Annotated in this window: 11 protein-coding genes; 8 read left to right on the top strand and 3 right to left on the bottom strand. The window is 52.3% G+C overall.

What is annotated here, in order from left to right; translation table 11 throughout:
• Positions 1-20: 20 nt before the first annotated feature.
• The 4 genes from AC0YOA_RS22965 to AC0YOA_RS22950 all read left to right on the top strand — a co-directional run bounded on the left by AC0YOA_RS22965 (position 21) and on the right by AC0YOA_RS22950 (position 6020).
• Positions 21-923 carry an ABC transporter permease gene (locus AC0YOA_RS22965; RefSeq protein WP_475788598.1) on the top strand — a complete coding sequence of 301 codons (903 nt, stop codon included), beginning with the start codon at positions 21-23 and terminating at the stop codon, positions 921-923.
• Positions 924-980: 57 nt separating this feature from the next.
• Complete coding sequence (locus AC0YOA_RS22960) at positions 981-1853, top strand: carbohydrate ABC transporter permease (RefSeq protein WP_475788597.1); 873 nt, start codon at positions 981-983, stop codon at positions 1851-1853.
• Between the two features lie 134 nt (positions 1854-1987).
• The gene (locus AC0YOA_RS22955) at positions 1988-3757 is read left to right on the top strand and encodes a hypothetical protein (RefSeq protein WP_475788596.1); all 1770 of its coding nucleotides are present in this window, start codon (positions 1988-1990) and stop codon (positions 3755-3757) included.
• Between the two features lie 4 nt (positions 3758-3761).
• Complete coding sequence (locus tag AC0YOA_RS22950; RefSeq protein ID WP_475788595.1) at positions 3762-6020, top strand: glycoside hydrolase family 88/105 protein; 2259 nt, start codon at positions 3762-3764, stop codon at positions 6018-6020.
• Positions 6021-6221: 201 nt separating this feature from the next.
• Here AC0YOA_RS22950 and AC0YOA_RS22945 read toward each other — a convergent pair whose 3' ends face one another.
• Positions 6222-7634 (bottom strand): hypothetical protein, encoded by a 1413-nt coding sequence (locus AC0YOA_RS22945; RefSeq protein ID WP_475788594.1) that lies wholly within the window; start codon positions 7632-7634, stop codon positions 6222-6224.
• Between the two features lie 594 nt (positions 7635-8228).
• Here AC0YOA_RS22945 and AC0YOA_RS22940 point away from each other — a divergent pair.
• The 4 genes from AC0YOA_RS22940 (at position 8229) to AC0YOA_RS22925 (ending at position 12827) form a co-directional block, all read left to right on the top strand.
• Entirely contained in the window at positions 8229-9545 is a 1317-nt protein-coding gene (locus AC0YOA_RS22940; protein WP_475788593.1) for an ABC transporter substrate-binding protein, read from the top strand.
• Between the two features lie 69 nt (positions 9546-9614).
• The gene (locus AC0YOA_RS22935; RefSeq protein WP_475788592.1) at positions 9615-10550 is read left to right on the top strand and encodes a carbohydrate ABC transporter permease; all 936 of its coding nucleotides are present in this window, start codon (positions 9615-9617) and stop codon (positions 10548-10550) included.
• 10 nt (positions 10551-10560) lie between these two features.
• The gene (locus AC0YOA_RS22930) at positions 10561-11394 is read left to right on the top strand and encodes a carbohydrate ABC transporter permease (RefSeq protein ID WP_475788591.1); all 834 of its coding nucleotides are present in this window, start codon (positions 10561-10563) and stop codon (positions 11392-11394) included.
• A gap of 38 nt (positions 11395-11432) precedes the next feature.
• Positions 11433-12827: a family 4 glycosyl hydrolase gene (locus AC0YOA_RS22925; protein ID WP_475788590.1), complete on the top strand. Its 1395-nt coding sequence runs from the start codon at positions 11433-11435 to the stop codon at positions 12825-12827.
• A 97-nt stretch (positions 12828-12924) separates the two neighbouring features.
• On the opposite strand, the gene AC0YOA_RS22920 is transcribed toward AC0YOA_RS22925, so the two are convergent.
• Both AC0YOA_RS22920 and AC0YOA_RS22915 read right to left on the bottom strand, forming a co-directional pair.
• Positions 12925-13725 (bottom strand): AraC family transcriptional regulator, encoded by an 801-nt coding sequence (locus AC0YOA_RS22920; protein WP_475788703.1) that lies wholly within the window; start codon positions 13723-13725, stop codon positions 12925-12927.
• 281 nt (positions 13726-14006) lie between these two features.
• Positions 14007-14762 (bottom strand): DeoR/GlpR family DNA-binding transcription regulator, encoded by a 756-nt coding sequence (locus AC0YOA_RS22915; RefSeq protein WP_475788589.1) that lies wholly within the window; start codon positions 14760-14762, stop codon positions 14007-14009.
• Between the last annotated feature and the right edge of the window lie 29 nt (positions 14763-14791).

The following is a 14791-nucleotide window of genomic DNA, read 5'->3' as shown; positions in this document are numbered from 1 at the left end:
TGCATAAGGAGGAGTCCGCCGTGAGCTGGAACGCCTATTTCCGCAGATATTGGCAGCTGTACGCACTGCTTGTTTTGCCTCTGACTTACTTTATTATTTTCAAATACGGACCCATGTACGGAATCCAGATTGCGTTTAAGGACTTTAATTTCTTTCAGGGCATTGCGGGAAGCGAGTGGATCGGCTTTGATGCGTTCAGGGAAGTATTCGGCATGCGCGATTTTTACTTGACGCTGCGCAATACGCTGATGCTCAATTTTCTCGATTTGCTCGTATCGTTTCCGGCGCCGCTTATTCTGGCCATCATGCTTTACGAGATGAACACGCTGTGGTTCAAGAAGCTTTCCCAAACCATTCTCTATATTCCGCATTTTATCTCTTGGGTCATTATAGGCGGGATCGTATATCAGGTGTTCGGTACGCAATCCGGCATGATTAATAATGTCATTACATCCATCGGCTTTGAAGCCGTTCCGTTCCTGACGGACAAGAGCAGCTGGCTCATTACCTATTTGCTCGTAGGCGTTTGGCAAAGCGCCGGCTGGGGGACGATTATTTACCTGGCGGCCCTGACCGGCATCAATAAGGAGCTGTTCGAGGCGGCCGGCATGGATGGCGCAGGCAGGCTGAAGCGCATTTGGCATATTACGCTCCCCGGCCTGAAGCCGACGATCGTCATGCTGCTCATCATTAATTTGGGCCATATGATTTCCATCGGCTTCGAGCGTCCGTATGTCATCGGCAATTTGGCGGTACGCGAGTATTCCGATGTGCTCAGCACGTTTGTGTACCGGATCGGGCTCCAATCCGGCCAGTATACGCTGGCAACGGTCATCGGTTTATTCCAGGCGGTCGTCGGGCTTATCTTCGTGCTTGCGGCTAACTATACCTCGAAGAAGCTCACGGATGAGGGCATAATGTAGGATTGACTGCAAGTCAGCAACCATCCTGCAATCGATAATTTGAAAGGAGTGGACGTTATGAGAGAGCAAACCGCCAACCGCGTTTTCGACACCGCCAACTTTATCGTGTTACTCGTAAGCACTTTGATCTGTCTGGCTCCATTTCTTCATATAATAGCCATTTCGATGAGCTCGGCAGGGCCGATTCTATCAGGAAAGGTGAATCTGCTTCCGGTCGAGTTCAACGTTGAAGCCTATGCCAAGGTGTTTTCAGACGCAACGATGATTCGCTCGCTGGGATTTACGGTGCTCCTGACTGGCTTGACCACCGTGCTGTGCATGCTCATGACGATCGCGATCGGCTATCCGATGTCGAAGAAGAAGCTGAGAGGCCGCAAAGCCGTCATGTTCGTCATCGTCGTCACGATGTTCTTCAGCGGCGGCATCATTCCCGAATATATTCTGGTCCGCAACCTGCACCTTCTCGATTCGATCTGGGCCCTCGTGCTGCCGGGCTTGATCAATCCCTTTTATTTGATCATCCTGGTTTCATTCTTCAATAACATCCCGGAGAGCTTGGAGGAGTCCGCTGAAATCGACGGCAGCAGCCATTTTCGGACGCTGCTCGGTATTATGCTGCCTTTATCGCTCCCGGTTATCACGACACTCAGCCTGTTCTATGCGGTAGGCCGCTGGAACGGCTTTACTGACACGCTTATGTATATCAACAGCCCGGAGCTTTATCCTCTGCAGCTGAAGCTCTATCAGCTCATCCAGAACAATATGATATCAGACCTTCTGCAGATGGAAGGGGCTCAGATGGCGACCGTCGTGCCGGAAAGTCTGAAGGCGGCCAGCGTCATTTTCGCCACGGTGCCGATTCTGTTGGTTTACCCGTGGCTGCAGCGTTACTTCGTAAGCGGCGTGATGCTCGGCGCCGTGAAGGGGTAAAGACAGGGATGCGTGCAGGACTTAAGCAAGGGGCGCTTGCAGTCCGGAGAAATTTCAGATACTCTTAAAAATTGTAGCATTCTAGTATCGCCTAAGGGCGGAAAATGATGGCTGAGGAAAGATAGGGAGGACTAATGAACATTTACGATAAGCTGGTCTCCATCAATGACCATTGGGTACAAGACGGAATGGATCATCAAGTGCTCGACGGCGAAAGCCGGTTTTACGGGGGAGTAACCGATCCCGTGAACGGCATCGCTTGGCCGAGTCACGGCGGAACGCCGATGGTCATGGCTATTTGGGCATCCGCACTCATTAATGAGCAATCCAGGTTCTATCATGATCGCGGGCTGTTGTTGCGGCTGGAGCTTAGTGCCCGGTACATGCTGAGTTTCCAGCATGAGGACGGAACGATTTCGCCGCCATGGACGAATATGCACTCGCCTCCCGATACCGCATTCGTCGTGAGCGGCCTGGCACAGGTCTACGAGCTGCTTGCCGCCCATGCGTGGGAGCCTGCACGCCAAGCGGCGGAGGTTATCCGGACCTTTCTGGAGCGGACCATTCCGGCCCTGCTTACGGGAGGCTGCCACACTCCGAATCACCGCTGGGTCATTACCGCTGCTCTCGGATTTATGTATAAGCTGACAGGGCAGCCCGAACTGAAGGAGAGGGCGGAGCAGTGGCTCGCGGAAGGGATCGACTGCACGGAAGACGGGGAGTGGACGGAGCGGAGCAATGGCATTTATAACGCCGTAAGCGATATCGTCCTTTTTTATGCGGCGGAGCTATTTAACCTGCCGGACCTGCTGGAACCGGTGCGGAAGAATTTACGGATGATGGCGCATATGATTCATCCCGACGGCGAAGTTGTGACGGATTATTCCGGCCGTCAGGATTTTGGCAGCAAATACAGCATGGGAACCTATTTTCTAATCGCCAAGCTGATGGCGAACCGCGACGGCGATCCGTTGTTTGCCGCAATAGCCGGGCTTGCGGGCGATGCGCTGACGCATCCCGGGGGACTGCCCAATAACGCACTGATCGGTTTACTGCGTTACCCGGAGCTTCTTCGCAATTGTCCGGTCCAGCCTGCAGAGATGCCGGACAACTACCGGGTCGTCATAAATGGCGGCTTTCCACGGGAGCTTTACCTTAGCAGGATGGAGGGGGCAGGACACGGCGGCCGAATCTATCACAGCCGGCTGCATCCCGACTTCGGCGCTCCCGTCGCCAGACATCGGAGCGGAGCGACAAGCGCGACCGTCATGACCGAAACGAACTCGTTTTTTGCGCTGCGGCATGGGGCGGCTCGGCTGCTTGCCGTGCAAATTGCAGCGTCCTTTGAGCCGGGCTTCGTCAAGCTGACGCGGATGGAGTATCTGGAGCGCGGCTACCGGTTATCGGCGACCGAGAAGAAGGGGTATTACGGCCCCGTTGCGGAGCAGCATTTGCCCGAAACCGCGCACGGGCCAGTCAGTCCCTGGTATTTGCTGCCCCATCATTTGCGGGAAGTTACGCACGAACAACAGCATCATGTCGAGGTTGAGCTAACGGAAACTGAACAAGGCTGGCGCATTCGCATCCACTGCGAGCAGCCGGAAATTTTAATGACGCAAATCTCTTTCGTGTTCGGCAAGGAAGGCGTGTTATCCGGAGATAGTCTTTCGTCGGCAGCGACAGGAACCCTGTTTTGGGAAAAAGGTACGTCCCGTTTAACCGCCGGAAACGATTGGATCGAGGTGGATGGAGGGGCGCACGAGCACCGGGCCAAGGTGCTTAGCAATACAAGTTATCCGACGGATTGCCAGACCCTGATCGTGAATGTGCTGACGCCGTATGACAAGACGTTCGATATCCGGCTGTCGCCCGGTAACAGTCATGACGACAAACGAGAGGAATGAGAATATGACAGCCTATATGGAGGCGCGCGAAAGCGCGCGGTACTGGTTCGGCGACGATGAGCGCCGCATCCTGGAGGTGCTGGCAGGCCGTTACGCCGGCGCAAATCCTCCCGTGCCCTTCGCGCTGCGCGCTTTTGCCAAATCAGGCATGCTGCAAACGGAGGATGGGCTTTACGATATGGATTTTTCCGCCAAGCTGCCCGAAGCGGCTATCGGCGACTACGCATACGCATACGGGCTGGTATGGAGTGACGATGAACGATCGCTCGACGGTGTCATCGAACCGCTCGGTCCTGTGCTGCTGTACGTCAATGAAGAGCGCCTGTACCGGTCCAATGCGGTAGACGAGATGAAGCCGGGCGAGCGGGTCATTGTGCCGCTTGCGCTGCGCAAGGGCTGGAACGCCTTCCTGGTAGAGGCGCGCAAGACGGCTGCGGGCTTCGGCTGCCTCTTTGGGTCAGACGAGGCGAAGGTGCGCATTATGCAGGTGCTGGCTCCCTTTGCGGGCAGGACCGGGAGTGCGGGCTGGGTCTTCACGGAAGCTGTGAAAAACCGGTTATTCGGGAGCGAAAACGGTTTTCCTGATTTCAAGCGGGCGGAAGAAGAAACCGGCCTGTGCTGGCAACCGCGGACGAGATGGACAGCGGAGGAAGCGGAGCGGCCGAACTGTGAGCGATTGTTCGGACTTCCCGTTCAACCTGCCGCGGCTTACGGCTGGAGCCGGTTGCAGGTGCCTTCTGAGGAGGAGTCGCTAATGCTGGAGGGCCATGCCCTGGGGCCGACCGTCATATGGCTGGACGATTTGAAGGTAGTCGAGCTGGAGTCGGGCGGCACTTACCGGGTCCAGGTGTCTGCTGCGTCCGGAGCGCACCGGCTGCTCGTGCGCAGCGTAAGCGGCCCGGACGGCTGGGGTTTTGAATGCAGCGCTTATGCCGGCGGGAGACTGCTGCCGCTGGCGCTGCCGGCCGTCGTCCACGGAGGCGAAGGCGCATGGCTGTATGCCGGACCGCTCGATCCTGCGGTCGAGCCGGATCCGGCGGCGCTTTGCACGATGTCCGGTCTTCATCCAGCTGTCGACTCCGAAGGCCGCGCTGCCGGTCATTCGTACTGGCTGGTCGATGCTCCGCAAACAAGGGTGAGGCCTTATTATGAGAACGCCATGCTGAGCAACAAATGGACGACGGGCAGCGCCACCAATTACGGGCGCTGGGACTATCCGCTCGGCGTAACGATGTATGGGCTGCTGCGGACCGCCCGCGAGCTTAACCGGAAGGATTTGTCTGATTACGCACTTGGCCATATCCGCAGCTGTACGGAAATGTATGCCTATTCGATATGGGATAGGGACGAATACGGTTTTCCTTCCGTGAACCACCAGCTCGTCTTAGTCCGAATGCTGGACAACTGCGGCTCGTTCGGGTCGTCGATGCTTGAGGCTTATCTGCAGACGGGAGAGGACAGCTTCCGCCGCATCGCCGACGTAATCGCCGATTTCATGCTCCGGAAGCTGGAACGCCGGCCGGATGGAGCGTTTTACCGGCAGTGCCCGGGCGAATACGCGGCCGATACGATGTGGGCGGACGACTTGTTCATGAGCGCCCCGTTCCTGACGCGTTATGCAATAACAACCGGCAAGCGCGAAGCGCTGGATGAAGCGGCCAGACAGTTCCTGCTGTATAAGAGCTACCTGTTCATGGAGCCGGAAGGCGTCATGTCGCATGTGTTCGACTTTAAATACGCCAAGGCGACGCGCGTGCCTTGGGGCCGCGGCAACGGCTGGTGCCTGTTCTCCCTGTCTGAGCTGTTGGAGAAGCTTCCCGACGATCACCAGGACCGGGGAGCGCTGCTTCTTATGTTCCGCGAGCTGTGCGCTGGCATTTCGGCGCTTCAGGCGGATTCGGGCTTATGGCATCAGGTGCTTAATTTGCCTGAAGCCTATGAGGAAGCCTCCTGTACCGCGATGTTCGCGTATGCGTTCGCCAGGGGCGTGCGTTTCGGCTGGCTGGAAGAGAAAGAGGTCTATGCGGCTGCCGCCCATAAAGCCTGGAATGGCCTGACCGGCGGGGTGATCGACCGGCAGGGCAATGTGCACGGGGTATGCAGCGGGTCGCGGTATTCGTTCTCCCCTGACTATTACATGCACGACTTGCGTACGGTCGTGAACGACAACCATGGCATCGGCATTATGATGCTGGCAGGGGTGGAGATCTGCAGGCTGAATAACGCTGCTGCGGATCAGTCCAGCTCTCCCGCGCAGGAATAGAATCCGCAGCAGAGTGGGGTTAGTAAAAAAAAGGTTGCCGGATATCGGCAGCCTTTTTGCGTTGACGGGTCAGTACGTATAGGCAAGCCAATCCTCTTATCGTAAGACATCGGAAATTTCGACTGCGACCTCGTGCGCAAACCAATTTTACCGGGGCGTCCGTTTTTGTTTAAACGCCAAATTATTCGTTTTACAGGAGATTTATGGAAGGAAGGGTTCCTCGTCCAACTCTTTCAAAAGCTCCGGCCGCAGCCGATCTTTCCAATCGCTCAGAAACATTTGCTTGTTGAAACTGTCAGGTTTATCTTCCCAGAACGAGCATGTGTCGCGGGCCATTCTGGCAAAATTGAGCTCCATTTCACGGTTGGCGATCCGCTCCGAGGTGCGATAGTCGTCCATTAGCTCCTCGGCCCATTTTCTTCCGAACTGATGATGCGTCACTTCGTCGGCCCAGTCGAAATCCACACATTGCGCAAAAAGCTTCACGACTTCGTTGTCTGTTTTCTCCGCTGCCGCTTTCAGCATTCTCGCTTCCTTCGGCATCCCGTCTTTTCTCATGGCACTGCCTTCAATGCCGATCGACAGCCAAATATAAGAATTGGCTACCGGTTTCATCATATGCGGGTCATAGTCGCCTTTGAACTGCGGCATCGAATACCAGTCGTATCCTCCCAGGTCAAGCACAGCCTGACCGAATAACGTGTGTCTGGTTTCATCCCAGCAATGACGCGCCAGATCCTCATAGAATGACCATGGCATGTTGTTTTGCAGCACCATCGTCGCTGCGCAAAGCTCTGCCGCCCCCAGCTCCTCCTGCCGCGTGCGTACATTTGCAATGATCCTCGCCAGCTCCGGCTCCGTCGGCGGGTTCGCCACGCCTGTTCTGCCAAGCGTATCCCCGCCCATTCGTGGATCTCTGACAGCCCGCAAGGGCATGTTGTACTTCTGCTGCGAACGTTTCCTGTCCGGCACGCTCTCGGCTTGCTTCAACGCCCGGCCTTCAAAACCACCGACTTGCGCCAGCAGCTTGCGCAGCTCATCGCAGAACACCGCAGCCGTACTTTCATCATCCGTTATTATGGAATAGGTCTCCCGATGCGCGGAGAAAAAGGCGGCATCCTCCAGAAGCGCCGGACGAATGGCCTCTCCCCATGCCGTCTGCTCGTCCAGATCAGAAAGCACCTGTTTAATTGCGCGAAGGGTAGGATAATCAACCAGCGGTTGGGTATCCTGCGCATACTGCCGCAGCAACCTGCTGAGCTCCGGCCTTACGACGGCGTATATGCCTGTCCACAGCTCGTAATCGGATCGTGCCATTAACAGCTCGTCGAAGAACAAGGCCAGCCACGGATCAGGATCCTTCAGCTGCTGAACATTGGGACTTCGCAGTTCAGAAGCCCGCTTCATAAATAACCCGGCTGCATGAGAGTCCTCGAACAGGTGCCGGGCAAGGCCAGCCTTAAAATGCCAATTCATCCGGGCAGGCATATGCGCAGCCCCAACCATCATTAAGCGTCGATAAATATAGGCCAGTCTCTTCATCAGGCGGGCGCTTTCATCCACACCATACTTTCCGATTTTTTGCGCTTCGCTTATTCCCGTATAGACATACATTGTACAACCTCCTTATAGAAACGAATCTTCAGCTTGATTTTAACAAGCGGCTTCTTATCCGGAAATAAGCTGTTTGTCGCCTGCTGTTCCAAAAGGAACTTCATACGCCAGGGCGGAGAAACCGTTCTCTGACCGAACTGATTTTATAACAAAAAGTTCATTATGATACGTTAAAACTATCGAAATGATCAAAAATAATTAAAAAAGTAATTGACTTGAACATTATACTGAGTATTATTAGTCGTATAAACACATTCACTAGCTGGAGCTTTAATTACGTGCGGAGTTGGATTATGACTGGCGAATCGAAAAAGGGGGAGGTGCATAGTTGATCATCGTCACGGCAAGAGGCGGTAAGGATACTTTTTCGCTGAAAGGTTAACGAGATTGGTCTGCCCATGTATCCCGATGAGGCGCGGAGCATCTGATATTTTTTTTCCGCTTTGATCATCCCTGTACGGGATGGCGTGCGGACCCATAAGCCGATGTACAATTAGAGCATTTACTGACAGTCGCAGCGGACAGGATGACGAGCAATGCTCCTGAAAATGTAAGCGTTATTTCACATCTTTTATAAAATGGAGGTCTGTGAGAATGAAGCGTATCATCGGCGGATGTTTAACGGTATTGCTGGTTTGTATGTGCGTGTGGGGATGCGCGGGTTCCGGCTCCGGCACGAATGACGGCCCGACGGCTAACGGGGGAGGGAGCGACGCGGGAGCTGCGGCAAAAACCGTGCAGCTCACCTATTGGATGCATCAAAACGATGCCTTTGTACCCGCGAACAAGAAGCTTGTTGCGGATTTCGAGAAAGCCAATCCCGATATCTCGATCAAAGTGGAGGTATTCCCCTATGACGATTACGTTCAAAAAATCCGTACATCCTATATCGGCAACGCCGCACCGGATGTCGCTCAGGTATTCGGCACATGGGTTACTCCGCTTGCGAAGGCGGGATTACTGGCTGAAGTCCCGAATGGCGGCGATCTGTTGGCTAACTATTATCCGGCGGCAACCGGAGCCTATACGGTCGACGGAAAACTGTATGGCGTGCCGCAGGAGTTTAACCTCGGAAACGGCGGAATCCTGGTGAATACAGACTATATGCAGAAGGCGGGAGTTCAGGTACCTGCAACCTGGAGCGAGCTGGTCGATGCCGCCAGGAAAATGACAGAATATGATGCCAACAATGAGATTAAGGTACGGGGCTTCGATTTTGTATCGAGCGATTCCATCACGTTCCTGTTCCTGTCCATGATCCTCCAGCAGGGGGCAACGTATTGGACAGATGACGATATGATCAATTTTTCCACCCCGGAGGCAGTCCATGCATTTACCGAAATGCGCAATCTGATCACGGAAGACAAGGTTACCGATACGAAGCTGCTCGGAGGCAAGCTGTCGATCTTCGATTATTTTTTTAAAGGCCAGACAGCTATGGATTTTGACGGTCCATGGGTCATACCATCCGGGATCGCCACCTACGGCGATACTGTGAAATTCGATTATGTACCGATGCCTTCATTTACGGATCAACCCCCGTATTTTGCAGCTGAATCCGGCTGGGGGGAAGTGATTTCCGCCAAAAGTAAAAATATCGAAGCGGCCTCGAAATTCGTTCAATTCCTTACAACCAACGAGAACAATAATTATTGGAATACGCAAACCGGCACACTTCCCCCTTCGAAAGACCAGCTGACCGACCAGTTCATCCAAAGCAATCCCCTCGTCAAGCCTTCCCTGAATGCCATGCAGTTCGGGCAATGGATCGGACCTGTCGAGAATACTGATTATCTCAAAAAGGTATTGGTCGACGCATTGGTAGCCGTCGTCAAAGGCGATTCGGTGGAAACCACACTGAAAAAAGCGGAAACCGACGTCAACAAGAACATTGTCAAGGAAAGAAAATAAACAGGCGATGAGGGGATATGTCCATTTCGTCGGTCGTATTCCTTCATGAACCTGCCAGGGGGGAAGCAGTTGAATCCATTGAGAGCGGATGCGATGCCGGGCGTAAAGCTTCAAAAGAGGCCGAGTCTGCAGAAAAGAAAAATGAACCGTTTCGTGTGGACCACCCTTACGCCTATACTGATCTTGTTTCTCGTCTTTTCATTTTTTCCTATTCTATACGGGTTTTATTTATCTTTAAGCGAATACGATCCACTGGCAGGTACCGCAGATTTTATCGGACTCGAAAATTTCCGAAGCATATTCCACGATTCGCTTTTCTTGAAATCGATCGGGACCACGTTTATGTTTGTAGCCATTGCCGTACCTGCCAATATTGTCATAACGCTGCTTATTTCGCTGGCAATCAACAGCCTGAAGAATGGGAGTCTCCAGGGACTGTTCCGCTCGGTGTTTTTTATTCCGGTCATTTCTCCAATCGTAGGTTCGGCGCTCGTGTGGTCGATGATGTACAGTTACCCCAATGGCTTGTTCAACAAAATCGCCGGTCTGCTTGGCGGGCATGAACAGTATTGGCTGACAGGTGCGGGAACAGCTCTGATATCCGTGATTATTATGACATTATGGTCGGACATCGGCTACAACACGATTTTGTTCATAGCGGGGCTGAATACCATTCCGGATATGTTCTACGACTCGGCGAAACTGGAAGGTGCCGGGAACATTCGTATTTTTTTTACGATTACTCTTCCTCTGCTCAGCAGAACGACCTTATTCGTCACCATTATGACGCTGTTTTCCTATTTTCAGGAGTTTACGCGATTTCAAATCATGACCGGAGGCGGACCGGAGAATAAGACAAGGCTGATTTCCCTGGAAATTTATGATACGGCCTTTAAATATTATGACATGTCCAGCGCTTCCGCGATGGCTGTCGTATTGTTTGCGATTATGCTCGTCGTGACCATTATCCAACTAAAAGTCGGCAAAAGCCGCTGGGAATATTGAGGGTGATACGATGAACCGGAAAAATACAAGATTCAATGCACGGGGGACGCTGACCGTTTGTGTAATGGGGGTATTATCCGCCATCATGCTGCTGCCATTCGTCTGGATGCTGTCGCTGGCCTTCAAGAGCAATACCGAAATTATATCCGGGTTTTCGATTATACCGCATCAATGGAGTTCAGATGGTTTCCGAAGCGTGCTTGAAAAGGGCAGCATGGTCTTGTACTGGTTCAGGAACAGCCTGATCGTTACAGTCTCGATTACTGCTCTTGCCGTCAGCACCAGCGCGATTGCCGGTTATTTGTTCGCAAAATTTCAATTTAAGGCGAAAACCGCCATCTTCTTGCTGTTCCTGTCGGGGATGATGGTTCCTTTTCAGGTCACGATGATTCCCGTCTTTCTTCTAATGAAGGAGCTCAATTTGCTCAACAGCATTTGGGCGTTGATTTTGCCGGCGATTGTCAGTCCATTCGGTATATTTCTAAGCAGACAGTTCATCGAGGTCGTTCCCACGGAAGTGATGGAAGCGGCAAGAATCGACGGAGCAGGCGAATACCGGACCTTCTTCCGCATTATTATTCCGCAGATATTACCGATTCTGTCCGCTCTGTCTGTATTTCTGTTCATTCAGTACTGGAATGATTATTTATGGCCACTGATCATATTAAATAAACAGAAGAAAATGACACTTTCACTCGGACTGCAATATTTCGGCAACATGAACGCCACTGATTATGCCGGAACGATGTTTATGGCACTGATTATTATGGCACCTATCATCATTCTGTTTCTGTGTTTCCAGAAGCAGTTTATTAAAGGCATAACACTCACGGGGATGAAATGACGATGATGCGATACTGCGAATAAGATAGGAGCGAGCAGATGAACAGAAAAAAAATGGTGCTGATCGGCGCGGGCAGTGCTGTCTTCACTCAGGGCCTTGTGGCCGATCTTATTATGACGGAGGGAATGGGCACATGGGAGGTCGCTTTGGTTGATACGGATCCGGCTGCTCTAAAAGCTATAACGGGCCTCGTATCCCGGATGATAGCGGCCAAAGAGGCTGATATTCCCGTTCATTCCGCAAGCGACCGGCGGGATGTGCTTAAGGGAGCCGATGTTGTTGTAACGACAATAGCCGTTGGCGGCCGAAGAGCATGGGAGAAGGATGTCTTTATTCCCCGTAAATATGGAATTTATCAGCCGGTCGGAGATACGACGATGCCCGGAGGCATTTCCCGTGCCCTGCGGATGATTCCTGCAATGATACAAATTGCCGAGGATATCAAGAAATTGTGCCCGGATGCTTATTTCTTCAATTATTCCAATCCGATGACTCCGGTTTGTCAGGCGATACGCAGCGAACTTGACATTCCCGTAATCGGTTTATGCCATGGTGTGCTTCATGTGGAGCATCACATCGGACGCTTGCTTGGGCGCGAGCCCGGGACAATCCGTTCGCTTGGAGCGGGACTGAATCACTTGACGTTTCTATATGACCTGAGGGCAGGCGGGGAAGATTTGCATCCCGAATTGACTGCCAAAAGCAAAGAAGGCCTCAACAAACTGGCTCAAGGCCAGACGGGCGGCAAAGCATTAAAGGAGAGTGGTGGAAAGGAGCATCATGTGCCTGAAATCGCCGACAATCCTTTTACATGGTCTCTGTATTTAAAATATGGGGCCGTTCCTGCTGTTCTGGACCGCCATATTGCGGAGTTTTTTCCGGCTGCCTTTCCCCGAGGCTCCTATTACGGCGGGACACTGGGCGTAGATGCTATTTCTTTTGAAGGCGTTATCGCTCAGGGCGACGAAGTCTATCGGGAGATGACGGAACAGGCACAGGGAATAGTGCCGATAGACAATAAGCTATTCAACCGGTCTGAAGGCGAGCATGAGCAGCTGCTGGACATTTTGCGTTCCCTTTACCTGGACCAGCGCAAGCTGTTTTCCGTAAATTTGCCCAATTGCGGCGCGGTACCGGGTCTGCCTGATCACGCCGTGCTGGAACTCCCGGCCCTGGCAGCTGGACGGGGCTTTTTACCGGTAACTCTGCCGGATTTCCCCGCTGCGCTGGCAGACTTGCTGCAGAAGCGAATCGCCGTAGTGGACATGACGGTTGAGGCGGCACTGACGGGCAGCTCTAATGCTTTCAAACAGGCCTTGCTGCTTGACGGATCGGTGGAGGATGAGAGAATGGCGGATCAATTGGGAGAAGAACTGCTGGAGGCGCATCGTGCGTATTTGCCGCAGTTTTTTGGACAACGCGACAGTGTCTGATAGAGAAGGGGCGGCCTTATGCCGTCCCTTCGTTCTATAAGCTGAGGAGAAAATGCGATGCCAATCAGGATAAAGCGCTGAGGTCCCTTGGGGCCTTTCAGTCCTCCATATCACCAATTACATCCACCTTGTAATGATCCGTATCGCCGAGAAGCCGCCGGTTAAGGTAAGTCTGCCGAAAAGCAGTCGGCGAAGCGCCGACCAGACTGTGAAATACCTTGGTAAAGTGACTTGCATTGACAAAGCCCAGCCGCAGGGCAATATCCTTAATGCTGTCATTCGGATATTGAAGAATATCCATTTTGCTCTGAAGCACCTTGAGCCGCATATAGTATTCTTTTGCTGTCATCTGGAATCTCCGACGGAACAAGCGGCTTAGATGCTGCCTGGACACTCCCAGTTCTTCGGCGAATTTAGCGATTTCCACATTGTCGTATACGGCTGCTTTGAACGCTGCTGCTGCCTTGTCAATCAACCGGTTCCGACTGCAGTCATTGAGAAGCTGCTTATGCTTGAACTGCAGGAAGAACTCCACAACGATTCCATACAGGGCAACGGAAGACCGCTCTAATATAAACGGGGAATCAATATATTCCAGAATGGACATCACCCGCAGATGGATATCCGGGTAATTCCTGTCCTGAATTGCGGTATTGCTGTTGTGAGGCGGAAGCCCGTACAGCGCAGGGAGGCTGTCCATCAGGAAACCGTTGAAGGATATCCAGGAAACATGATATCCCTGTTCGGAAGCAACGTATTCGTGTTCCACATTCGGCTTTATATAGAAGACGGTGCCAGATATAAGCCGGCAGGGGAGCCTGTTAATGTTTACGATGCCTTCTCCCTGGGAACAGCACACGATTTGATGAAATGGCCAGCAAAATGACTCGGTCTGCATTATTTTCTGTGTTCCGCAATCCACAATAGCGAGCGGCATACGGGAATCGTCAACCGTCGAGGCAAGCCGGAGTATGATGGCTGACACCTCCTTTTTAATTGTAATTATAACGCACTTGATTGCTGCCGGTCTTTGATAATGTTTCTGAATTCAGGATAGGAATAACCATCCTATAAAAAAAATGGCACCATCAAACAGGCATGAATATGCAAGTTTAACGGTGCTTCTGGTTAATCGGACGATATTTCCGGTAAGACAGGGACGTCCAATCGTTAAGGTGATTAAATAAAGTGAATGCCCGCTTCCCGATAGTGGCGGGCGATTTCGGGCGCTACCCCGTCGTCCGTTATTATACCGTTTACATTGGTAAAATCGTTGATGACAAAGATCGAGTTGTTATTAAATTTGGTGTGGTCGGCCACGATATAGTTTTGCAGTGATTTTTGCATCATGACCCGGTTCGTTTCCGCCTCCATTTCGTTGAATGTGGTAATCCCTCTTGTAAGAGACACGCCATCGACTCCCACAAACGTTTTTTGAATGATGAGCCGGTTCAGCGTGCCATCGGCTAACGGTCCCGATAACTCGTAGCTTTGTGTATTAATTGTTCCACCTGTCACAATTAGCCGCAGCCCCTGAATTCCGATCAGCTCGTAGGCGATATTAATCGCGTTCGTTACGATGGTCAGGCCTTCAAATTGGCCCAGACGCTTTGCGATGAAGTAATTCGTCGTGCCGCCAGTCAAGCCGATGATATCATGATCCCGAATAAGACTCAGCGCTTTTTCGGCGATTTGTTTTTTTTCTTCCGTGTTGATCTCCAATTTTTTGAAGAATGGAGTTTCCATTTTCATAATTTCCAACACAGCTCCACCAAGTGTGCGGATACATTTTTTTTCATTTTCCAGCACCTCGAGGTCGCGGCGCACTGTCACTTCGGAAACGGAAAATTGCTTCACGACTTCGCCGACCTGGATCGAGCCCTTATCCTTTAACTGTTCCATTATCCAGCTACGTCTTGCATCTATTTTGCCCATATGATACCCCCATCTGAAAAATACGCAAA

The sequence above is a fragment of the Paenibacillus sp. JT22N12 genome, from assembly GCF_056269365.1.
This window is presented reverse-complemented; position numbering and strand designations above follow the sequence as displayed.

Coding starts and splice junctions, on each gene's coding strand:
- AC0YOA_RS22960 (WP_475788597.1), top strand. CDS start 981: ATGAGAGAGCAAACCGCCAACCGCGTTTTCGACACCGCCAACTTTATC.
- AC0YOA_RS22955 (WP_475788596.1), top strand. CDS start 1,988: ATGAACATTTACGATAAGCTGGTCTCCATCAATGACCATTGGGTACAA.
- AC0YOA_RS22950 (WP_475788595.1), top strand. CDS start 3,762: ATGACAGCCTATATGGAGGCGCGCGAAAGCGCGCGGTACTGGTTCGGC.
- AC0YOA_RS22945 (WP_475788594.1), bottom strand. CDS start 7,634: ATGTATGTCTATACGGGAATAAGCGAAGCGCAAAAAATCGGAAAGTAT.
- AC0YOA_RS22940 (WP_475788593.1), top strand. CDS start 8,229: ATGAAGCGTATCATCGGCGGATGTTTAACGGTATTGCTGGTTTGTATG.
- AC0YOA_RS22930 (WP_475788591.1), top strand. CDS start 10,561: ATGAACCGGAAAAATACAAGATTCAATGCACGGGGGACGCTGACCGTT.
- AC0YOA_RS22925 (WP_475788590.1), top strand. CDS start 11,433: ATGAACAGAAAAAAAATGGTGCTGATCGGCGCGGGCAGTGCTGTCTTC.
- AC0YOA_RS22920 (WP_475788703.1), bottom strand. CDS start 13,725: ATGCAGACCGAGTCATTTTGCTGGCCATTTCATCAAATCGTGTGCTGT.
- AC0YOA_RS22915 (WP_475788589.1), bottom strand. CDS start 14,762: ATGGGCAAAATAGATGCAAGACGTAGCTGGATAATGGAACAGTTAAAG.